This window comes from Saccharicrinis sp. 156, assembly GCF_050589685.1.
Taxonomy (GTDB): domain Bacteria; phylum Bacteroidota; class Bacteroidia; order Bacteroidales; family Marinilabiliaceae; genus Saccharicrinis.
This window is the reverse complement of record NZ_JBNGOS010000025.1, coordinates 34162-58248: the sequence shown is the minus strand read 5'-3', so window position 1 is coordinate 58248 and position 24087 is coordinate 34162. Positions and strand designations below refer to the sequence as shown.

14 protein-coding genes and 1 pseudogene are annotated in these 24087 nt (G+C 42.1%); 2 read left to right on the top strand and 13 right to left on the bottom strand.

Annotated elements, in window-relative coordinates; translation table 11 throughout:
- Nucleotides 1-79 precede the first annotated feature (79 nt).
- The 8 genes from bglX to ACRD64_RS15820 all read right to left on the bottom strand — a co-directional run bounded on the left by bglX (nucleotide 80) and on the right by ACRD64_RS15820 (nucleotide 15466).
- A complete protein-coding gene (gene bglX, locus ACRD64_RS15855) occupies nucleotides 80-2437 on the bottom strand; it encodes a beta-glucosidase BglX (protein WP_430934431.1) in 2358 nt (785 codons plus the stop codon).
- A gap of 69 nt (nucleotides 2438-2506) precedes the next feature.
- Nucleotides 2507-3292, bottom strand: coding sequence for an alpha/beta hydrolase-fold protein (locus tag ACRD64_RS15850; protein ID WP_430934430.1), 786 nt, complete (start codon nucleotides 3290-3292; stop codon nucleotides 2507-2509).
- A 79-nt stretch (nucleotides 3293-3371) separates the two neighbouring features.
- Nucleotides 3372-5177, bottom strand: a complete 1806-nt coding sequence (locus ACRD64_RS15845; RefSeq protein WP_430934429.1) for a family 43 glycosylhydrolase — start codon at nucleotides 5175-5177, stop codon at nucleotides 3372-3374.
- Between the two features lie 79 nt (nucleotides 5178-5256).
- Nucleotides 5257-6621: a glucoamylase family protein gene (locus ACRD64_RS15840; RefSeq protein WP_430934428.1), complete on the bottom strand. Its 1365-nt coding sequence runs from the start codon at nucleotides 6619-6621 to the stop codon at nucleotides 5257-5259.
- 137 nt (nucleotides 6622-6758) lie between these two features.
- Nucleotides 6759-8735 (bottom strand): glucoamylase family protein, encoded by a 1977-nt coding sequence (locus ACRD64_RS15835; protein WP_430934427.1) that lies wholly within the window; start codon nucleotides 8733-8735, stop codon nucleotides 6759-6761.
- A 328-nt stretch (nucleotides 8736-9063) separates the two neighbouring features.
- A complete protein-coding gene (locus tag ACRD64_RS15830) occupies nucleotides 9064-10782 on the bottom strand; it encodes a LamG domain-containing protein (RefSeq protein WP_430934426.1) in 1719 nt (572 codons plus the stop codon).
- Between the two features lie 105 nt (nucleotides 10783-10887).
- Nucleotides 10888-12417: a RagB/SusD family nutrient uptake outer membrane protein gene (locus tag ACRD64_RS15825; protein WP_430934425.1), complete on the bottom strand. Its 1530-nt coding sequence runs from the start codon at nucleotides 12415-12417 to the stop codon at nucleotides 10888-10890.
- A gap of 13 nt (nucleotides 12418-12430) precedes the next feature.
- Nucleotides 12431-15466 (bottom strand): SusC/RagA family TonB-linked outer membrane protein, encoded by a 3036-nt coding sequence (locus ACRD64_RS15820; protein ID WP_430934424.1) that lies wholly within the window; start codon nucleotides 15464-15466, stop codon nucleotides 12431-12433.
- A gap of 595 nt (nucleotides 15467-16061) precedes the next feature.
- On the opposite strand from ACRD64_RS15820, the gene ACRD64_RS15815 reads away from it, so the two are divergent.
- Both ACRD64_RS15815 and ACRD64_RS15810 read left to right on the top strand, forming a co-directional pair.
- Nucleotides 16062-16913, top strand: a complete 852-nt coding sequence (locus ACRD64_RS15815; protein ID WP_430934423.1) for a hypothetical protein — start codon at nucleotides 16062-16064, stop codon at nucleotides 16911-16913.
- A gap of 136 nt (nucleotides 16914-17049) precedes the next feature.
- Nucleotides 17050-18444: an aminopeptidase P family protein gene (locus tag ACRD64_RS15810; RefSeq protein ID WP_430934422.1), complete on the top strand. Its 1395-nt coding sequence runs from the start codon at nucleotides 17050-17052 to the stop codon at nucleotides 18442-18444.
- Between the two features lie 34 nt (nucleotides 18445-18478).
- Here the strand turns inward: ACRD64_RS15810 and ACRD64_RS15805 are convergent, their stop codons facing one another.
- The 5 genes and pseudogenes from ACRD64_RS15805 to ACRD64_RS15785 all read right to left on the bottom strand — a co-directional run bounded on the left by ACRD64_RS15805 (nucleotide 18479) and on the right by ACRD64_RS15785 (nucleotide 23455).
- The gene (locus ACRD64_RS15805) at nucleotides 18479-20869 is read right to left on the bottom strand and encodes a penicillin-binding protein 1A (protein WP_430934421.1); all 2391 of its coding nucleotides are present in this window, start codon (nucleotides 20867-20869) and stop codon (nucleotides 18479-18481) included.
- Nucleotides 20870-20944: 75 nt separating this feature from the next.
- A pseudogene (locus tag ACRD64_RS15800) lies at nucleotides 20945-21025 on the bottom strand (HepT-like ribonuclease domain-containing protein); the annotation flags it as partial.
- A gap of 251 nt (nucleotides 21026-21276) precedes the next feature.
- Complete coding sequence (locus ACRD64_RS15795; protein WP_430934420.1) at nucleotides 21277-21951, bottom strand: HD domain-containing protein; 675 nt, start codon at nucleotides 21949-21951, stop codon at nucleotides 21277-21279.
- Between the two features lie 15 nt (nucleotides 21952-21966).
- Nucleotides 21967-23079 (bottom strand): C1 family peptidase, encoded by a 1113-nt coding sequence (locus ACRD64_RS15790; RefSeq protein WP_430934419.1) that lies wholly within the window; start codon nucleotides 23077-23079, stop codon nucleotides 21967-21969.
- A 229-nt stretch (nucleotides 23080-23308) separates the two neighbouring features.
- Nucleotides 23309-23455, bottom strand: coding sequence for a hypothetical protein (locus ACRD64_RS15785; RefSeq protein ID WP_430934418.1), 147 nt, complete (start codon nucleotides 23453-23455; stop codon nucleotides 23309-23311).
- Nucleotides 23456-24087 lie beyond the last annotated feature (632 nt).

Sequence of the window (24087 nt, the reverse complement as noted above, 5' to 3'; positions counted from 1 at the left end):
GGCGATGTCCATCCGTTGACCGCATTGCCACTAACCTAAAATATATCCTTAATATTTCTGCCCTTTTTGGTAAGAAATATTAAGGCACTAATGCATTTAGTGTAAATTGCAATTCATTTGATTCATCATCAGAACTGTTACCTACCCATAATTTAAACTTACCCTCTTCTGCTACGAAATCCATATTGATGTTATAGAATTTCAAGTCTTCCCAGGAGATGCTTAAAGTAACCGTTTTACTTTCTCCTGCTTCCAGTGCAATTTTCTCAAATCCTTTGAGTTCCTTCAGGGGGCGGGTTACGCTTGCTTGCACATCCTGAATATACAACTGTACCACCTCTTCTCCGAAAACACTTCCATTGTTGGTGACTTTGGCCGATACGGTCAGTTGCTGTCCCGGACTTATCGCTTCTTGGTTTAACTTCACATCCGAAATACTAAACGAAGTATAGCTCAGTCCATAACCAAACGGATATAGCGGGGAGTTGGGCACATCGATATAAGATGATTTATAATCGCTGGGTGCATTTGCATTGAATGGACGGCCCGTGTTTCTAACACTGTAGTAAATGGGTATTTGCCCCACACTGCGTGGAAACGTCATCACCAATTTGGCTGAGGGGTTATAATCACCTGAGAGCACATCGGCCACCGCATGACCCGACATGATTCCCGGGTACCAGGCCTCTACGATAGCATCCATGTTTTCTGCTTCCCACGATAAATCCAACGGTCGCCCGTTAAAAAGGACTAAAACGATAGGCTTACCTGTATTTTTAAGTTCCTTTAGCAATTTGCGTTGATTGCCCGGCAAGGTTATATCTGTTCTACATGCTGCTTCGCCCGACCAATTATATTCTTCGCCCATGGCTACCAGAATAATATCGCTCTTTTTTGCAACACCAACAGCTTCTGCAAAACCATTGTCATTTGGAACCATCGTTGTTGATATGTGTCTGGTGGCACGATCGATTAGCGGTAAGGTCGTTCCCTGTGCATAGGAAAACAATACAACGCCATTGGCATATTTCTCCTCCAAGCCCTCTTTTAAGGTAACGGTTTTATCCCTATTGCCTTTGATGGCCCATTCTCCATTTAAACTATTTCGCTCTTCGACAAAAGGTCCAATAAGTGCAACCTTTTTTCTTATGTCTTTTTTAAGCGGTAAAATATTGTTTTCGTTTTTTAAGAGCACAATGGATCGTTGGGCTGCCTTTTGGGCCACCTCAAGAAAATAAGGATTCATCACCACTTGCCGCTCTCTTTCCTCATCAAAGTAACGATAAGGATTGTCAAATAGCCCCAGCAAGAATTTCATTTCCAGGATTCGAGATACGGCAATATCTATTTGGCTTTCATCCACTTCCCCTTCTTCCACCAAATCTTTGAGGTGGGTAACAAAAGCTTCACTGATCATATCCATATCTATTCCGGCATCCAGAGATAATTGGGCACCATGCTTAAGATCTTGTGCAACACCATGATGTATCAGTTCCATGATGGCCGTATAGTCGGTCACTACCATTCCTCCAAAACCCCATCTATCGCGAAGAATATCGGTAAAAAGGTATTTATTGGCGGTACATGGAACACCGTTCAAGTCGTTAAATGCGGTCATAAACGACCCCACCCCTTCATCCACTGCCGCCTTAAAGGGAGGTAAGTAATTCTCGTGCAAATTCCGGTTTGAAATGTCCACCGAGTGATAATCGCGCCCGGCCTGACCGGCTCCGTAGGCCACAAAATGTTTGGCACAAGCAATCATTGTATTCGGTTTCGACAGGTCCGTATAGTCTTCAACACCCTGAAATCCGCGCACTCGTGCACGTGCCACCAGTGAACCGTAATAAGCATCCTCGCCGGCCCCCTCCATCACACGTCCCCATCGTGGGTCGCGACTCACATCAATCATGGGAGCAAAGTTCCATGCCACTCCCGACGCTGTGGCTTCTTCTGCGGCTATGCGTGCTGTCTGTTCCATCAAATCCAGGTCCCATGAGCAGGCTTCGGCCAATGGAATGGGAAAGGTCGTTTCAAGTCCGTGAACCACATCACCCGCAAATAGCATGGGAATCTTCAAACGCGAATGCTTCAGGTTCTGTTCTTGTAACATCCTTAAATGCTTTGCCCCAAAAACATTAAAGGTACTTCCTATCATCCCTTTCCTGAGGTATTCCCCCGACTTATTGTCACTAACCACTCCAGTTGTGGCAAAGTTTCCTGAGTATTGATTCATTTGCCCTATTTTTTCGTCCAGGGTCATTAGGCTCAACACAGAATCTACCTTCTGCTCAATATCTTTGTCACCACTATAACTATTAAATTTAGCCGGTTGTGCCTGGCACGAAATCAATGCCAAACCATGCATTACCAATATGGCCATAGACAACAAAATAGTTGGGAATACTGGATCACTGTTATTTTTTATCGTCTTCATTTTTCTTTATTTTATACCCATTCATATTATTTAAATGGCATTATATTTTCTCTCTAAACTCAACAATTCTTATCTCTTCTTCAGTTTAAAAATCCACTTTAAATAGTCTGGTTCCGCAAAAGCTGGATCCCAGCTGTTGTGGTTGGCATGGGGATACATAGTGAATTTTGTTTGGGGGTTTAACTGTTTATGTGCTTTATAAACCTGTTGCGCATATTTAGGTGGCACCACATCGTCCTTGTCCCCATGAAAAAACCAAATGGGTACATGTTTATATTTATCTACCAAGGCTGGATCGTGACCTCCGCAAATAACCTGGGCTGCCGCATATTTATCGGGCCATCGCGACAAGAAATCAAGCGTTCCGATGCCTCCCATTGACAAACCCATAATATACACCCTTCTTTCATCCACTTTTCCCGGAGTCAACAGTTGTTCCACCAATTCGTTGACCAAAAAAGCAGGTTTAGTAGGCCCTGATTTTAAAGGAAACTCAAACTCCCATACGCCTATGTCCGATTTTTCTTTTAAGCGGTGAGTCCACATAATTCCATTAGGACATTGAGGAAACAGAACAATGGCGGGATACTTTTTCCTGTTTTTTTCATTTAAAAAAAGTGTAGATCCGTGGGTGAGTTGCTTATGGTTATCATTGCCTCTTTCTCCCGCTCCATGCAAGAATAAAACCAAGGGATATTTTTTTCCTGATTTCATTTCCCGGGGGTGTAAAATACAATACTTTAAGGTATCCTGTTTTAGTATAAACTCCTTTTTAACATATCCATTTTTAGTCTGCCCTTGCAATGAAAGCAAAGGAAGAAACACAAGTAGGTATAAATGTTTAATCAATTTCATGGTATGTATTTTTTCGTTATTTACAGGTTGAAACATAGCTCTTATCCTCAAGGAAGCAGCTTACCAACCGTACTTTCCGTTAATCAACTTTTATTATCTTGCTTTTTGCCGAGATACCGTTTTCATTGAATGCTTCAATGGAAAAACAATAGGGTGTATCCCGATCGAGACAGCGCATAAAATGCGTATTATCGTCATAAATCAACCATGATTGGTATAATTTGCCCGGTGCAATGCCCCAGCGTATGTTATACCCTTGTGCCCCTTTGACCTTGTTCCAATTCAGCGTAACATCACGCCTGTCTGCTTCGCGCTTAATGGTGAAGCCTTTCACTCCCGATGGTTGTTTGCCAAAACCTTTACCAAACACCCTAATCTCCGACATGGCCAGGTTACGGCCCGGCACCCGAATGTTTTTGTAGCGGACAAACCTGGCCTTCACCGGTTGGTTCAGAACGATATATGCATTGGGGGCATCTTTATAGCTGTGACTGCGGTTGACTACCGTGCGCCATTTCTTACCATCATCCGACACCTCAATTGTAAACCGGTGGCGCAGGCCTTCTGTGCGTGTATAGATACCCGATTGGTGATCATGGAAATTCAATTGAAACGCATAAACCATTCCAGGCTTCAGCATCTCTATTTTTACCCATTGTTGATCGTCGTTGGACTTGGCCACCCAATACGATTTGGGGCTTTCATCGGTTAACACGCCGGAAGTAATCTCCCCTTTATCATTCTTTTGAAGTGGCATTTCCGATATTTCGTAATCATTATCGGTGGAAGTACTCTTTTTAATTTGCATCAGCGAGGATGAAACAGTGGTCTTTCCTTTGTACGAAAGCAACATCCAGCCACAATGTTGGCCGGCTTTTGTCGGATGATTGGTCCCAAACCTGGGATAATCGCCATAATGCGTATCAGCGTACATCAAATCATTCTTGTCAAAATACGTAGGAAACATACAAAGCCTGCGTTCCCAATGCGAATTGGAAGCGAGCGCCATCGTGGCAAAATGCCAATACTGCCCATTGGTTTGCTTAACCGTAATGCCATGGCCGGCACCATTGGTGAATCCGCCCGGTTTAAAACACATCGGGTTGTTTTTCATATATTTAAAAGGCCCCAGCGGTGTTTCGCCAATGTAAACACCATCGCCATACACGTTAAACTGTGTGCCGGGAGCTGCATATTGCAAATAATATTTACCGTTGTGCTTGGTCATGGAGGCGCCTTCCATATACCCTTCCTTTAAGGTTGGGTGAAAGTTATTTTCACCAAAACGCTCCCAGCCATGTTCTTCCTCTACCAGGTTGATTAAATCTTTTTTGACACCTGTTTCCAGCATGCGGTCATCTTTATTCAACTGTTTCACCCTGATAGGATGTACGTTTGATGAACCCCAATACAAATAGGCCTTTCCATCGTCATCGATAAATAGTTCCGAGTCCTGTATATTGTTGGTGATAGAAGCTGTTGGTGTCCATCTTCCGCTTTTCGGATCGTCGGTGTACAGAATACTGCCATACCCTGCCGGATCACCCGCAAAATACAACAAGGAATCTTTGTAATTAAAGGCCGTTGGCGCATTGCAACCCTCAAAAAACCATTGTCCGGGTTTGATAAAGTCCCATTCTATTAAATCGTTGGAGTGCCAGTAGCCAAACGAGCGTGTTACAAACATATAATACTCGCCACGAAACTCCACCACGGCCGGGTCGGCCCCTGAACGGTATGAAATATTCCTGCTGGAATTATACACCATGTAAGTATAGTCGATATCCAGGGGGTTGCAATAGGTCTGCGGAAGAATTTCCTGGGCGTTTCCGGGAATGGCTGCACAGAAAATTAAAAGTGCCATCATGTTCTTTATCACCTTCATTTACCTAAGTTTTTATCTATTCTTCAACATTATTTTTCAGCATCTCTCTGCCAATCCCTGCTCGTGCGTTAATCTTCTTTTAGTTGGATATAAAAAAACCAAGCCGTTGCAGGCCGTTTTGAACATCCTGGTTTTGCATAAATAAATCCCAAAGCAGTCCGCTCCGGTAATTTTCTATCATCACCGGTATTGGTCCCTGATCAATAGCCAGATAACGTGGCAAATACCAGTTGGCAGAATGTGAATAAGCATCGTAAGGGCCATATTTGCCCACCAAAGAATCCGCTTCGAGGTACAAGTATTTCAAAAATTGCATGGATTCATCTGGTGTATAAGGAAATGACGACAATGCCGCCGTGGGCGAAATCACCCCTAAATCTGACTTGCCGGGATGGTGACCCACATAGCCTCTCATGGAATAACTTGATGTTAGCCCCCATTGGTTGGCTCCATATCCTTTATAATTTTTCGGATTATCAACACAATATTTGTAATGGATTATAGCGTGATTGGTATTCAATTCCCAATAATCAGCGTAACGATCTCTTAAGCCCTTCGGGTTGAGTCCCAGATAAGAGTAATGCGCCCAAAATAGGGGACCGATAGGGTCGGGGCTGTGCTCGTAAAAGTTGAGAACGGTGGGCAAACCATAATATACCGTATCGTTGGCAATGGCACCACTGTGCGCCCATCCTTCATGGTATACTTCCGGTTTGATAGGGTGTGTCGGTGAGGAGGCGGCCAATACATACATGATCAAACACTCGTTGTATCCACCTACCTTGAAATTCTTCTCCCACCCAAAGTTGGGCGACCAATGCCAGTATAATACATTTTCACCATTTTTGGTGTACCAATCCCATTCTACCTCGTGCCACAACCGCTTGATATCAGCGACCAGCTGTTGTTCTTCCGCTGAGCCTCCTTTAAAATATTCGGCAACGGTCAGCAGCCCCTGGACCATAAAGGCCGTCTCCACCAAATCGCCCCCATCATCTTTCTTACTGAAAGGCTTCACCTTACCCGTCCGGCCATTGAGCCAATGCGGCCAGGCACCATGAAAACGATCGGCCTCGGACAGAAAATTCACTATCTTTTGAAAACGCATTAAAGCATCCTCACGCTTGATAAAGCCACGCTCGACACCTACAAGGATGGCCATAACACCAAAGCCGGAACCACCTAAAGTAACTATATGCCGGTCGTTATGCGGGTATTGCCCATCTACATGTATTCGCTCACAAGCCATACCTGAGTTAGGTTCGGCACCATCCCAAAAATATTGGAAAGTCTGGTACTGAATCAAGTCGAGCAATGAATCACTTTGTACGGCTGCCATAGTGTTCGTTGCCCCACGTTTATGTCCTTGTTTAGGCTGACAAGCTGATACTAACAATGCCATAAGCAATACAATAACCGATATGTGTAGTTGTTTCTTCTTCATCAATCTAAAATTTAGAATCAAGATTTAATTATCCGGATAAAACCTGTCCCACCAATGCAGGGTGACGGATCTACCAGATGTTTATCGCCATTTAAAAATCATCCACAGTTGCGTGTAAGTCGCATCGCCCCCACTGCTTACTCATAGGTAAAGCCTAATTTGCTCAACCCGGACTGTACCTCGGGGCACGACATGAGTAGGTTCCATATCAGTCCGGAACGATAATTTTCAATCATTATAATAACAGGCCCCTGGTCGATGGCCAGGTACGAGCTGGCCGTCCAGTCTTCGGTAACGTTAAAGGCATCGTAAAAACCATATTCACCCCAAAGTTGATCCCCCATTAAATAATAAAAGAAACGAATGGCTTGCAATGACTCTTCCGGCGTATACGGTATGGAGGATATGGCAGCAGTAGGGGTAATCACCCCTAAGTCGTTTGTTGGTGAATGAGCCGAATACCCTTCGTGATTATCGCTGGCTGTAAGCCCCCAACAATCGGCACTATAGCTTACATAACCTTTTGAATTTTCGATGCAATAAGCCCGGTTTATCAAAGTATGGTTCTTGTTTTGATCCCAGTAATTGGCATAATTATCGGATAATTTCCGGGGATCGATACCTAAGAAGGAATAATGCGCAAAGAACAACGGTCCACCAAGATTCTTGCCCAGAGGCAAGGAAATGCCATAATATTCATTCCCGTTTTGTATGCTTCCGTTTTTAGCCCAACCCTGATGATAAACATCGGCTGAAATAGAATGTGTTTGGGAGGAAGCAGCCATAACATAGGTAATCAATGCCTCATTATACCCCTGGATCTTCATATTCATATCCCAACCATAATTCGGCGACCAGTGCCAGTACAAAACATTTTGCCCTCCCCGGGTATACCAATCCCACTCAATGGCCTCCCATAATTCATTGATTTTAGTGATCAGACTGTTTTCGATGGCATTGCCCGAATTCAAATACTGGCGAGCTGCCAACAATCCGGCTGCCATATAGGAGGTCTCCACTAAATCGCCACCGTCATCTTTCAGGCTGAAAGGGTTTGCCTTACCGGTAGTCCCGTTGAGCCAATGCGACCAGGCTCCATGAAAACGTTCTGCATTACCCAGAAAATCAACCATGGTATTTAATCGTTCCACGCCCTGCTGACGGGTTATAAAACCGCGTTCAATACCAACAATAATGGCCATTACCCCAAAACCCGATCCCCCGGAGGTTACATTTTCACCGGAGGTATTACGCTCTCGTGCAAGTCCACTTACAGGGTGCCCAAAATCCCAGAAGTATTTAAATGTTTGCTCCTGAATTTTTGTCAAGAGCTCATCGTCGGATATCTCAGGGAATTTATAAGATGAATCCAGTTCGGTATAAAAATTTAGTTCCAAGCCATCAAATGGTTTACCTATTCGGTTTTCGATATTGGAAGAGATCCTGAATCGAAATTTCTTATATCCCTCCAATGCTTGGTTTGCAGAAAAAGAGACAGACTTTTCATTCACCTGTTTTAAGGTATAACCCACCGGTGCTCCGTTTTGGGTAAAAGAAGAATAAACAGTGAGATCCTCAGCCTCAATCGAAGAATTAAACCCAAATTCTATGGACACGTTCCTTTTTACATCTTTGATTCTCGCAGCAGGATTTACCTGAAACCCATTAACCACTATCGACTCAAGCAGCAACGGTGGGGTGAAAGTTGTAAAAGTATATGATTGTTCTTTAAAAACTTCATCGTTACCTCCCTTCAGACCACCTGAAATGGAAAGGGTATATGTGGAATTTTCACTTAGTTCTTCATGATCCATCTTGACCAACTTGTTTTCATTGAAGAAAGTAAATTCCAGATGAATGGCCTGACCGGAATCATCTAACAGACGAATGTTCTTTTCAGCAGAAACTATATCTACAGATTTATCAAACCGTATTTCAATCCGTTCCTCGGTTTTAACATTCTTATTATCGCCAGCAGCCAAAATTTCCGTTTCGCCGATATAGACATAGGTAACGCTTAATTTTTCCGGCGCCTTTTCAGGACCGGAATCATCATCGGAACAGGAGGTTGCAACAATGATAAAAGATAGTATGAGCAATTGAACATAACGCATTGAATCCAAATAATGAATGATTGAATAGTTGATGATTGGTTTAACAGTTGAAATATATGATCCCCCATCCCCGCACTTGCGGTGTGGTACTTCCCCCGCCTCAGAGTCTGGGGAAGAACCGGAAACTTACTTTGAGAGGGACATGTCCCTTCAAGTAATATTTTTTTACACCATGTAAATCAGCTCTTCCCTCGGTATAGAGCCTGGCGAAGTACTGTACCAAAGGTACAGGGATGGGGGTGACACTACTTATAAATTGTTAATTAATTGAACAATAGACTTTTGATACACCATCCCTAATTCCTACTGTAATCATTTGGTTTGGCACTTACTTCTCGTCCTCGTAAATAGTCTGAATTTCGCTTTGAGACAACGCTTTATTAAACAGTCTTAATTCATCCATATAACTTAAATCGGACAGGTGATCCCAGTAGCTAAAAGTTTCGCCACCTGAACCAATGGTAACCTCAGTACATCCGGTCCAGTCCACTCCTGCCGATAAATCTGACGATAACTGCTCAACCCCGTTGAAATAGATTATGCTTTTAGATTCTGAAACCGAAATAGCAATGTGCACCCATTCTCCAGCCACAACATCAATCAATCCACCATCATTCCACACATCACTTTCGCCGGTACCAACGTTCGATTTTATCCGTTGGCTAGTCGCATCCCCTTCCCTGAACAGTCTAAATCCTTGCTTTCTATCGTCGGCATCGTCTCCCACCACCAAAATACCTGCTCTGTTAGGTTCTGAATTTACCTTGTACCAAAACGCAGCGCTAAACTCCGTTCCAAACAGTCCGTCAATCGGGAAAGTCAAATAAGAGTCGGCAGCTCCCATAAATGAATCATTACCTCTCTTTCCTTCCCCGGCAAATCCGGTAGTTCCAACAACGGTAGCGTTGGCATAACTCAATAAGTCAGTATAACTTTCTTCAAATGGCATATAAAATGTTTCCCCATCGTATTTCGCCACATAAGGATTGGTTACATTAATCATCTCTTGAATTTCTGCTGCGGTCATTGCTTTGTTAAAGAAACGCAACTCGTCCATAGCACTGGCATCTGACTTATGGTCCCAGTAACTGAATGTTTCTCCTCCCGAACCAATAGTAAACTCGGTACAGCCTGTCCAATCTACGGGGGCGGCCATATCACTTGACCTAACTTCAACTCCATTAAAGAAAATGGTATTTTTAGTTTCAGAGATAGAGAATGCAATATGAATCCATTCACCCTCGGCAACGTCAATAAAGCCGCCATTATTCCAAATTTCACCTGTTCCTGTTCCTACGTTTAGCTTAATTTGCTGTTCTACTCCGTTACCCTCTCTGAACAAACGGAAACCCTGTTTACGATCATCTGCATCGTCACCTACTACGAGTATTCCTGCCTTACCCGGCGTTCCGTTTACTTTATACCAGAATCCCGCGGTAAACCCATTACCCAAAGCCTGACCGATGGGATAAGTTAAATACGAATCTGTTGCTCCCATATACGCATTGGTGCCCAGCAGACTTTCTCCTGCGAATGAAGGTGTACCAACCTCGGTGGCAGGTGCAACATTGACCAATTCCATATAATCGTTATCGAATGGCATATAGAAAATCTCGCCATCGAACATTGGTACGTATGGCGGTTCCTTTTCGAAGTTAACACTGGCAGATGTGCTTTTACCTTCCAAATCGGTAGCGGTAACTGTCAATACATGCACACCGGTAGCCAACTGATCGTAGGTATATTCTTCTATGGCCTTTCGATAATCCATAAAACTGCTGAAAGCAGCGATCTCAGTTCCATCCAGAATAATCTTAATATCCTTTATTTCAATATCGTCGGTCACTACAAACTCAATATTGATAGAAGTAATAGCTTCGTATACTTTAATACTGGTTCCTTCTGCCGGATAAACGATGGTTACCTGTGGTGCCGTTTCATCCGCCCCCGGATCTACTTTAGTTATACCGTCTATATAGTCCTGTTCGCAGGCATTCAAAACCAAGATAGCCAAAGCGAACATGATAAGTTTAAAATATGTTTTCATCTCATTATAGTTTTAATTCCTAATGTATTCGATGGAACTCGCCTGAAACATAATCACCCTCATACGAGAACCTTTTCTTATGGCTCGTTTCATTTTCCTAAATCTTTAGTTGATTCCTTCAGCCAATTGCGGCAACTCCGATACCTGATCTGCGGGGAATGGCAAATAAGCGTCCTCCATGGTAAATGTTTTACCTTCGTGGCTAAGCTCCGAAGTGTTGCCGGTTCGAACCATATCGTAAAACCGGGTTCCCCATTCCATGGCCAGTTCCGCAAATTTTTCGTCCAAAACATCTTCCGTGGTCACATTGCTTAAATTACTCATACCAGCACGCGCTCTCACTAAATTGACCGCTTGATCAGCGCTCATTGAAATACTACTTGTAGCCCCTCTTGTCAAAGCTTCCGCATACATCAGTAACATCTCTGCATATCTGATCACGATAAAATTTTTGTTGCTTCCCGGATTTGTTCTTCCCGGTATTAGTTCAGTAGAAGGTTGTATATGTTTGCCACTACCGAAATTTAAGCGGGCGTTGTTGTTGAAAATATCGCCCTCCCTGTTTACATTGGAAATCCATGCGGGCATGGTCCCACTATAATCATCTTGAATTTCAGTAATACCATCCGGTGTAAAAACAACACTTGTTTCCAGGCGAACTGTTTCCCCACGGTCCAGCATAAAAGATATATATTTCATGGTAGGTTCATAGAAACCCCATCCGGCACCTGCTCCTGACACAACAGGGGTCCAGCCTCCAATGCCAAACGGGGCAAACAAGAAAGCGAACCTATCTCCTTCTCCCTGACCAAAGTCTGAATACTGAAATTCCAGAATATTTTCATCATCCAGTTTGCCTGCTTTTTTGAATAAATGGTAAAAATCTGCAGCCAGTTCATATTCGCCTGAACTAATGATTTGGGATGTGGCGTTTACAACTCCCTGATAATTTTCCATTTCCTGGTAGGCTAATGCCTGGATTGCATATGCTGTATAACTGGTTATTCCTCCCTTTATATCGTCCCGTTTATTGGGGTGTAAATCCATCAAATTAGGAATTACCTCTGTCATCTCATCTACTATATATTGCATTACTTTTGCCTTGTTACTTACCGGCGTATTTTGGATATTATCCAACTGGTCAATCACAATACACCCTCCATAGGTTCTGGATATATTCAGATACAGGTACGCTCTAATTACACGGCATTCCGCAATATACTGATCTGCCAAAGCATCATCGGCAGCTGCCGGCCTGTACTTCTCAATTTCATCCATGGCGGTAAACACATTGACGATATCATTGTAATGCCCTTGCCAAATGGCATTCGAATTCCAATGGCTTGGCAGGTATTTGAACTGATCTTGTTCCTGCATGGGCACCTGGTCGCCGGCCGCGTTTACATCATCCCCTCGCAGTCCTAGCGTAATTGGCTCTTCCCATCCCCGGGTATATAATCCATAATAGGCCCCTAACATAGGAAGGATCATATCCTCACCGTTCGAATAATCTACATCACTGGTGAAAGCCTCATCCTCAAAAGGCTCATCTAACTTGTCGGCACAACTGAACATAGATAACAGAAGTAATCCACAAAGCAGCACAGACATATAATATTTTAATATCTTTTTCATCTTTATATAGAGTTTAGAATTTAAGATTAAGTCCTACGGTATAAACGGATGGTACCGGATAAAACTGGCGATCGATTCCGTTGGGAACCTCAGGATTAAAGCCGTTATAATCAAATACCGTTAGTGGTCTTTCCGCAGTAAAATACACTCGTGCATCAGGCATACCTTGGCCGAACCAACGTTCTCCTTTAATATTGTAGGCTACCTGAATATTTTGAATTCTAAAGAACGAGCCGTCCTCTACCAGATAATCACTAAAGTTTTGATTCCAGCCTCTTCTTAATCCTGATGCCGACGGGTATTTATTCGACGTTCCTTCGCCATTCCATAGATTGTTGGCTAAATCCGCATCTATATTTGTGTCGTTGGTCCAGATAATTTCACCTCTTTTCCGGTTTAGGATTTTGTTACCGCTTTGACCTGTGAAATTCATTGAAAACTCGGCATTTTTATAAGTAAGCCCCAAAACCCCTCCATAGGTTAAGTCCGGAATATAAGACCCCAAAAACACTTTATCATCATCGTCGATCACATCGCTGTTGTCCTGGTCTTTAAATTTGAAGTCTCCAGGGACCAATCCATTGTCAACAGCCACAGGGTCCGCATCTATTTCAGCTTGATTTTGGTAAACGCCTTCCACTTCATATCCGTAGAAAGATAATAATGGTTCACCAACCTGCGACCTTTGCCGGAATTCTGCCTGTCCGCCGTTAATAAAGGCTTGTCCGAACAAGTCGCGCACCTCATTTTTAAGGGTCGCCATATTGGCACCGACCATATATTTAAGATCATCTGTGATTTTTCCGTTATAGCTCACTGCCAATTCAAATCCAGAGTTCCTGATCGTTCCTACATTTTTCAGTACGCTTCCTGACTGCAGTTTAAGACTAACGGGTATAGCAGCATTTTCTGTATCCCGGATATAATAATCCGACTCTAAGCTAAGTTGATTATTCAGAAACTTAGCCGAGATCCCAATATTTGTCCCTTTAACGGTTTCCCAACCCAGATATCCAAAGGTACTGGTAGTTGTTGTTCCGGTTACCTGCGTATCATTGATGGCAAGAAATTGAGGATTTGTGGTATTGGCACCATCTTGTCTTTTGATTTTATCATTTCCTAATTTTCCCCAACCTCCGCGTACTTTTAAATAATTAATGAAATTAACGTTATCAGTAAAGAAATCTTCTTCCGAAACTACCCACCCCAGCCCAAAGGCAGGGAAGGTACCCCATTTTTCCTGGTATTTGGATGTTCCATCCCGTCGTAGGGTAAAATATGCCAAATACTTGCTGTTATAATTATATGCTACTCGTCCAAAGTACGAAAGACCATATATTCGTTCCGCATTGTCATCTACTTGTTTTGATGTCTCTGACTGGGACTGTCCGATATACCACGAGTTTTCATTTTGGGGAACATCTTCTGCCGAACCACTTAAATAATCGTACCATTCATCTCTGTATGAAGTCCCTAACATTACCGAAACATTATGGCCTCCATAACTATCCGTAAATGTTAACACATTATCCAAATACTGATTTACGTCCAATGCCCGGTAAGTACTGAGTGTAGATAGCGGTCTTACTTCATCGCCATTTAAATCATAAGGTAAACCTACGTTTCTGTCTTTAATATGCAGAACCGACAAATTATAACTCGTTTTTAGATTTAACTTCTCCGGGATAATACTTATTTCCGAGTATATTCCTGTAAGTGCTTTTCTGATATCCTGCCTGTGATCTCTATATTTAAGGTTTATAAATGGGTTTTGTGACCCACGATAACCAATTAATTTAGCATTTGCATAGTTACTCGGATTCTCATGCCCCTGGGCTACCATCTCAGCAAAATTTTCATCATCATATACCGGCAAAATCGGAACCGCATGGTAAGCCTTAAACCATGCAGCATCATCAGCCAAGTACTTTATGCCGTTGCTCATATTCACATTTATTCCGGCTTTCAACCAATTATTAACCTGTTGATCCAGCTTTCCCCTAAAATTAAATCTCTTGTAGGCGTTTTTCGTTTTAAGCAGTCCTTCTTGTTCAAAATAACTCACACCAAACGAATAAGCCGTATTCTCACTTCCTCCAACAATGGAAAGTGAATGATTTTGTTGTGTGGCTGCAGAATGCATAATTTCTTTATACCAGTCGGTGTTTACGGCAGGTATATTCGGGTTTATGCGACTTCTACCAAACCTTTGCATGGCACTCTCCACGAAACTTATATCCGCTGCCGATCCGGTTTGGTTGGCATAGTCGACAAACTGTTCGGCATTCGCCATTTTCAATACATTTTGAGCCACCTGAACACCGACATAACCATCATAGGTGATAGTGGATTTCGTTTTTAGGTTACCCTTCTTTGTCGTTATTAAAACCACGCCGTTTGCTGCCCTGACACCATATATTGCTGAAGCTGAAGCATCCTTAAGAACTGATAAGCTTTCAATATCTGACGGATTAAGAAAGTCGATATTGTCGAAAAACATCCCATCCACCACATAAAGAGGCTTAGAATCACTACTGCTAGGAAAAGAACCGACACCCCGTATTCTAACAGTTGGCTCATCACCCGGTGCACCGGCACTAACAATTTGCATACCTGCCACCTTTCCTTGCAGCGCCTGCATGGTTTGTCCCGCAGGAGTTTTAACAATTTCATCCGCTTTTACCGTAGCGATGGAGGAAGTTAAATCCTTTACCTTTTGAGTACCATAACCAACCACGACTACTTCGTCTAACCCGGTAACCGATTCTACTAACGTTATATTTATACTAGCTTGATTATTTACCGGTACTTCCTGTGTATCGAAACCGATAAAACTGAATACAAGAATTCCATTGGATGGTACACTAATATTATAGTTACCATCAATATCGGTTATAGTACCTTGAATAGTTCCTTTTATAGATATAGAAACACCTATAACTGACTCGCCTGTTTGGTCTGTAACTTTCCCGGAAACATTAATAATGTCCTGGGCCAATACAGAAACTGAAAACAGTACAAGCATCAGATTTAAAATTAGTAACCTCATTCCATATGATTTTAGATTGTTAATACTGTGCAAATATCGGTACATATAGGTACTTTTGCCTAATAAAGAACACCTATTAAACCACAACAATATTTATTATACCTCATCTTTACCACTACATTTTTTATTATCTATTTGGTTTTGTGCTTTTTACATATGTTAATTTGTATTAAATTTTTTAACACTTCGTTAATATTATATAAGAGGCTATTATAAAAAAACAATAATGTTGTGGAAATATCTCATATATTTCATTTTCCCAATACAAATTCCGTTCTTACCCTCAGGACATTCATCACACTAGTTTTCTTTTAAAACATTGGTTTTCCGACATAAATTACCCCATTTCATTTCTCAGCTACCCCTGCTATTCCAATCCAAAAAACTCACCCTGAGTAAAATGTTTACTCGAGGTGAATAGTCAAAACGGTATTATCATATTATAAGTAATATGCTTTATTTAGCACATTGATATACAGCGGTTACTACTGCCTGGAGTAAAATTCAACTTCTTCACGCCAAACAATTTTTTGCAACATGGCAACGTTATTTACAAACTATCGTAATCTTTACTTTTAACTAAAATTAAATTCAGATGAAAACGAGGAAATTTATTTCAATCCTTGCCATTGCTGCATTATTAATTGCCACTGCTTGTTCCGATGATGAAAACAAGGAGGATACCGCCCCCATTCTGCCACCGGAAGAAAGTCTAATTCCTGATTTCAGCGCATTTACAGACAACCCTGCTATGGCAGAGCAGCTTAAAAGTTCCAATGCCGAGTTCATCAGCAACTATAACGTTGCCCGCATTAACGTTTTAGTCTGGAACACCTACATTAATATTATTTTGGCAGTTCCAGTAGCAGCCTACCGGCACTCCTTCACACAAAGCCCTGTGTATCTTGGAAATAAAAAATGGCAATGGTCTTATTCTCTCGGTGGTTTTTTCTCGGATTATTCTGCCCGGCTCACAGGTGAAATAAGAACCAGCGATATTAAATGGGAAATGAGAGTCAGTTACTCAGGCGCGGAGCCCTATAATGATTTCCTTTGGTTTGAAGGCACCTCCGACCTTGATGGATCCGGAGGCTCATGGGCCATGAATCATAGCTATGACTTTAATGAACCCATGCTGACCCTGGACTGGGAAGCTACCGATGATTTGATCAACGACACCAGAATTACTTACGTCAGGGAACTGGATAACGACAGGGAAACCGAATTGGGCTATGGCAGCTATCTGGGTTATGGCGTCAATAGCACGGACAATGTTTATTTTTACAATGTGCATGTTTACGACGACAATACCCAACAATTTGAGGACCTGAATATAGAAATGAACAGAACAGACCTATCCGGAAGGATAAAAGCAACCAACTGGATTAATAATAAAACTGGATGGCATTGTTGGGATTCGAATTTTGATGATGTTGATTGCGAATAAATTAACCAATAAGAATATCTTATCCGGCTTGAATGACTAAGCCGGATTTTTTTGCCTTTATTATTAGATATTCCCTGACCTATCACATATTTTTCTTCCCCGTCATTTTTTATATTGCCGTAAAATTTTTTACGCTATGTTTACAAAAGAGACCTACATAAACCGACGCAAGCGGTTAAAGAGCAAGTTAAATAAGGGAATTGCATTGATATTGGGCAATGTGGATGCCAGCATGAATTATCCGCACAATACCTATCATTTTAGGCAGGACAGTACATTTTTATATTTTTTCGGGTTAGATTATCAAGGACTGGCAGGTGTGATCGATTTTGATCGTGGTGAAGAAATGATTTTTGGCGATGACTTTACCATGGACGATATAATTTGGATGGGGCCACAAGCCAAGCTAACGGAAAATGCAGAAAAGGTTGGGATTTTCCGCACCTATCCACTTTCTAAGTTAAAAGAGATTGTCCGTGCAGCTGTTTCCTCGGGCCGTACCGTTCATTTTACTCCCCCCTATCGCGGCAAAAATATGATAACCTTGGGGGAATTGCTGGATGTTCATCCTGCCAAGGTAGAAGAAAAAGCATCCACCGAATTAATCAAAGCATGCATTACTCTTCGTTCGGTAAAAGAGCCTTGCGAAATTGAGGAAATGGAACGCCATATGGCCACTGCCTATGCGATGCACACCACAGCCATGAAGATGGCTCTTCCCGGAAAAACAGAACAGGAAGTAACCGGTATCATCGAAGGGGTTTCCATGTCGGGTGGTGGAATGACCTCATTCCCCGTAATCTGCTCGGTCAGGGGCGAAACCCTGCACAACCACTATCATGGCAACACATTGAAGCAAGGTGACTTGTTATTGGTGGATGCCGGCAGTGAATCTCCGCTGCACTATGCCACCGATCATACACGCACATCACCTGTTGGCGGCAGGTTTACGCAAAAGCAAAGAGAAATTTATCAAATAGTTGTAGATACTAATAACAATGCATTAGCAGCTACAAAACCAGGTGTTCGCTACAAAGATGTACACCTATTAGCCTGTAAAACCATTGCTGCAGGATTAAAGGAAGTAGGTTTAATGAAAGGCGACATGGACGAAGCGGTGGCCCAAGGTGCACATGCCCTGTTTATGCCGCATGGTTTGGGACATATGATTGGTCTGGATGTGCACGATATGGAAGATTACGACCAACGCCTGGTAGGATACAACGATGAAGTTCAACCAAGTTCTCAATTTGGGCTTTCGGCGCTTAGAATGGGACGCAGGTTAGAACCGAACTTTGTCGTTACCAACGAACCCGGTATTTACTTTATCCCTGCATTAATCGACCAATGGAAAGCCGAAGGTAAATTCAACGATTTTATCAACTATGAGAAGCTGGAGTCGTATAAATCTTTTGGCGGTATTCGGTTGGAAGACGATGTACTCGTAACAGAAACAGGCAGCAGGATACTTGGGGAAAGAATTCCCATTGACCCTGAAGATGTGGAGCAGATGGTGAGATCGGGGTATTAATTTAAGCAAATAGCTTGTGGCTACCTGCTACAAGCTATTTCTTCTTCTTAAACAAGTCTTTCATCCTATTGAGCAATCCTTTGCGCTTTTCTTTTCTCTGCTCTTTTTCTTCTTTCTGGATATCTCTCCATTCCTTTAAACTAAGTGAATCGGGCCTTTCCTTCCCTCTTTTAAAAATATCGAAGAAGGAACGGTCAGGATCGTCTTCGGAATAATCTGCACAATCCACCATGGCAGTTAATTTACTGTCCAAATTTGGGAAGTAAGCATTGGTATACTTCCTGTATCTAGGATTCTGTTCTACCTTTTTCATAAACAAGCCATAAATCGGCAAGGCCATGTGCGCTCCCTGGCCCAGTGTTGTTGTGCGAAAATGAACGACTGGACTTTCGGCCCCAACCCAGGCTCCCGCCAATAGATTTGGCGTATAACCAATAAACCAGCCATCGGCATTGTCTTGCGTGGTTCCTGTTTTGCCGGCTATCTGACTTCTTAGCCTATATGTTGTGCGCAACCCTTTACCTGTACCGTTCTCCACCACCCCCCGTAACATGTGGTTCATCAGGTTCACCGTCTGATTATCCAGCACAGGAAACCCTTTGATTTGAGGTTTATACTCATACAATACTTTTCCTGTTTTGTCTTCGATTCGGAGTAACCCAAATGGTTCTGTCCTGGAACCTCTATTGGCAAAACAAGTGTATACCGTAAGCATCTCCCGCAACGAAATCTCCCCGGCACCCAAACTCAGGGAGGGAACGGCCGGCAGCTTCGATTCAACCCCCATTCTTTCTGCCAGGTTCAATACCTCATCCACACCCGTTCTCATCATAATTTCAGCAGTAATCGTATTCACCGAGTTGGACAGGCCTCCTTTCAATGAATAAAAGCCCAAATGGTTACCGTCAGCGTTGGTTGGCGACCAGTCGTCGTAATCTTCGTAAATCCTGCGCTCATTAGATATATATTCGCAGGGCGACATTCCTTCCATTAATGCCGCCGTGTAAACTATTGGCTTAAACGTGGAGCCCACCTGTCGTCGCGAAGTAACATGGTCGTACTGAAAATACTTGTGGTTGACACCGCCTACCCAGGAAAGTATTTTACCCGAATGCGGATCCATCACCATAAATCCCGTATTGAGTATTTTCAGATAATGCTTTACAGAGTCCAACGGAGAGAGGGTCACCTCTTTTTCATCAGGATAGGCGAATATGCTCATCCTGGTGAGTTTTTTCATCTCGGCAAGAATCTCAGCCTCCGTTTTTCCCGACGATTTTAAAGTTTTATATCTGTCAGACGAATGCAATGCGCTCAAAAAAACCGATGGTTTCTTTTTCCAGGGGTCGCGGTTTTCCCAATGATACTTAAACTCCTTTTGCAAGGAAGCCATATGCTGCTGAACCGCCTCGTCGGCATATTTCTGCAAAGTGGGATCAATGGTGGTATAAATCTTTAGTCCATCTCTGTACAAATCATATTGCTCCCCATATTTTTCTTCCAGAACCCGGGTTACCTCTTTACGGATAATCTCACGAAAATAAGGTGCGATTCCCGTGTTATGGTCAATTTTATGATATTCCAGTCCCAGATCCGACTCCTTTATCAGTTTTGATTCCTCTTTATTCAAAAAACCGAATTCGGTCATCCGGTCCAGCACGATGTTTCTGCGCTTAGCAGACCTTTCCGGATTCACCCGGGGGTTATACGCGGTATTGGCCGCCAACATACCTACTAAAACCGCCGCTTCCTTTGGTTCCAGATCCGATGAGTGTTTACTGAAAAAGCGTTGTGATGCAGCCTCAATCCCATAAACATCTTCACCAAAAGGAACCGTATTTAAATATAGTGTCAGAATTTCCTCCTTGCTATATACCTCTTCCAATCTTGAAGCCACAAAAACTTCTTTCGATTTATTGACCAACATGGTAAACGGCCCATACTTTTTCCTCGGATACAAGTTCTTTGCCAACTGCTGGCTGATGGTACTTCCTCCACCCTGCGATTTATCCCTGAACAAAATAGTTTTGACCGCTACCCTCCCCAGACTTAACAAGTCCAACCCCTGATGCTGAAAGAAACGTTTATCCTCAGTGGCGACCAAGGCGTTTTTGGCATGTTGCGAAATCTCCTTGTTCTCGATACTCATTCGGTTCTGATAGTAGTATTTGCCCATGAGCACCCCATCTTCGGCATATACTTCCGAAGCTATATCATTATCAATCCGGGCCAGATCTTCCGTATTGGGCAAGCGGCCAAATACGCCCAGATAAACAAATAGCAGAAATACAAAGGCAACACCAATAAAGAATACGCCTGCCTTTAATGATAGTACGATAACCTTTTTCCCAATTGAAGCCTGCTTTTTATTTTTTGCAGACGACTTTCGCCTGGTCGTTTTTTTTGTGGTTCTTTTCTTGGTCATTTGGAGTGTGTTTGTTGCGTAAGCTATTACTCATTCTTAAGCAAATCACCTATTAAACTAATATACAAATCAAGGTCATTTTCCATTATGTCCCATAATTATTTCATAATCTATACCAAAGTATTCATGAATGATCCTATTCCTGAAACCGCTAAGTCTTTGCCCATGTAATTCCGGGTTTCATTTCTATACTTTGGATCGATGTGGTTTGCCGCCTCCCCAATTATTTAAAAGTTTCGGGCTACGGCATCAACTATCCTATCATTATCTACAAATGACTCATAAGTATAACCATTCATATACTTCTTAATCTTTAAGGCAGATTTTTAATTATCTTCAAGAAGAAGTTTCAATTCACGTTTAGACATAGATCAAAGTTAATTGTTTTATAATAACAGCACAATTGTTTAATTATTGCCATCCAAAGAAAATCCTTCCTCATCCATTTCCTTATAAAATTGCCTTAAGAAACCCACCATATAGTTATGTCTCTCTTCTGCCCTTTGTCTGCCTGTATTAGTTTCCATTTTATTCTTTAGCAACAACAATTTTTCGTAAAAATGATTGATGGTAGGAGAAACACTTTTTCGGTATTCTTGCGTAGTTCGGTATGTTTGAGGTGGGAAATCAGGATTAAATATTTCCCGGTTTTTACTTCCTCCGTAATGAAATGTACGCGCGATGCCAATGGCGCCCATAGCATCTAAACGGTCGGCATCGCGCACTACCTTTTGCTCCAAAGTCAAATCGCCCGAACCATCTATCTCAGAACCAAAAGAAACGGCATTAATAATCTTAAATATATTTTTAATTAATGGCTCACCCAGCCCTATTTTCTCCAGGAATATTTCTAAATCTATTTCTGCCTGATTTTTATCGAAAAGTTTTTCGTCGGTTATATCATGAAGTAGAACCCCGGCTTTAATTAAAAACCCATCACCTTGCTCCGTTTCGTTAATCTTTTGGGCATTTTTCAGTACCCGGTAAATATGGCGCATATCATGGCCCGCGTCCACCGAGTTCATTTTATCCGAAACGTAACTTTCTATTTTTTTTAGAATGGAGGATTGCAGCTCATTCATGCAGAAGAGAAATGTTTACTTAAAAAGTTTCTTTGAAAGCTCCTTTCCCAAAGCTTGTTTATGCAGCATCACGGCAACAGTGTTCATGCGAACATATTGTTCCGACATATATAAATAGCCTTGGTAAGGATTGCTTTTTGTTCCCCAACTGTTTTTGGTTTTAAAATATATCGTTCCGTTTTGGTCTTTGGCCATTCCCACAATATGCATTAAGTGGTCATCGGTTGCCTTCCAGGAGTAAAAAGCTTTTTGTCGGTCTTCTTGCGTCACTGACTTCTCCGTTTGTGGAACAAAACCCTTGGATTCATCTTCCGGAACCAATGCCACCCCTTTCTTATGCGAAAAGAAATCTTCCGAAACATCTCCGTCCCATACAATGGAATAACCTTTTTCCAATGCATTCTTCATGGTATTGATCAGTTCATCAATGGGCAAATTGTAATATCTGTCGTGCGACCAGTTATCCGGCACCTCTAAATCGAAAGGCGTATAAAAGGGATGATGTGTGTACGATGAAAGCTCCACATAATTGTTTTTGTCTATCCCAAAACCTTGTGCAAACTGTACAGGCGAGTATGTCCTTTTATTAAACTGAACCTGAGATGGTACTTCCCCCATATAATTGATCAGTACCGAGTGAATATTTTTATACCACATCTCCGAAGGTGAGGCTCCTTTTTGTTTGATGTAAGCATCCAACAAGGTTTTTAACGTAGTTGCCATCTCCGAATGATTATGAATCATGTGTGTATCCGGCATCCCCGAAAAATCACTTTCGGTCACAAAACCATGCTCCTCTATCACATTGGTTACATCATGTGCCTGGCCGCCCTGACTAAAATTACCCATGCCGTGAAGCAATACATATTGTTGCGCTTTGTCTTCATAAGTATGTTTTACAATATACATTTCCGAGAGATCAAGTTCCGGACCTCCCATTCGCATTATTTCCGATTCAATAAACGAGACTGTACTGAAGGCCCAGCAGGTGCCTGTACTGCCCTGACTTTTGACTGCCGTTGTTTTAGTTTCCGCGATGGATTCAAACTCAAAATTATCTTGCGCATGTATTCCTGAAAAAAGCAGACATGCTACTACCATTAATATATTTACCTTTATAATTCTCATTTAATACTATTTTAAAAACAAACTCAACGAAAATAAGAATTTTTTAAATAACAATTCATGACGATTAGTGTAATTCGTGGGTAAAAACAAAGCCACAGTGAAAATTCCCTGTGGCTTCAATCGTTCATAGCTAATTAGTGGCTATAAGAAAACGCTTCATTTTGTCCATCCACACCCTCTAACTCCCTATAGGGAGCACCAGAACCTCCCGGAAAGCGCGAATTCCCCTTTAGGGGTTAGGGGTAATCACAAAGGGGTATTCATTTTGTCCATCCACACCCTCTAACTCCCTATAGGGAGCACCAGAACCTCCCGGAAAGCGCGAATTCCCTTTAGGGGTTAGGGGTAATCGCAAAGGGGTATTCATTTTGTCCATCCACACCCTCTAACTCCCTATAGGGAGCACCAGAACCTCCCGGAGACAGCGAATTCCCGTTTAGGGGTTAGGGGTAATCACCAAGGGGTATTCATTTCGTCCATCCACACCCTCTAACTCCCTAAAGGGAGAACCAGAAACTCCCGGAGACAGCGAATTCCCGTTTAGGGGTTAGGGGTAATCACCAAGGAGAATTTATTAAATAGAGCGTTTTCTTAGATGCACTAACAAGTAGCGCGTTCAATAAATTGCATTAACCCGGATTATGCATTAGCACTTCGTCGTGAACATTTAAAGTGCAATCTTACTAGGTTTTCATCGTTCTGGTGAGTTGAAGTGAAGCAGCGAAGTGTCTTGTTTTGAAACAATTTCAATGTGTAATAGATTTTCTAATGCATATTGCGGGTTTAATATCATTAAGTCAAAAGTAATGGCTGTAAATGTCAGCATCTAACTTCGATAAGTAATTACACTTTATGAACTTTTTACTTTCTAACTTTATGAACTTTTTACTTTCTAACTTTACGAACTTTTTACTTTCTAACTTTACGAACTTTTTACTTTCTAACTTTACGAACTTTTTACTTTCTAACTTTACGAACTTCGTACTTTCTAACTTTACGAACTTTGTA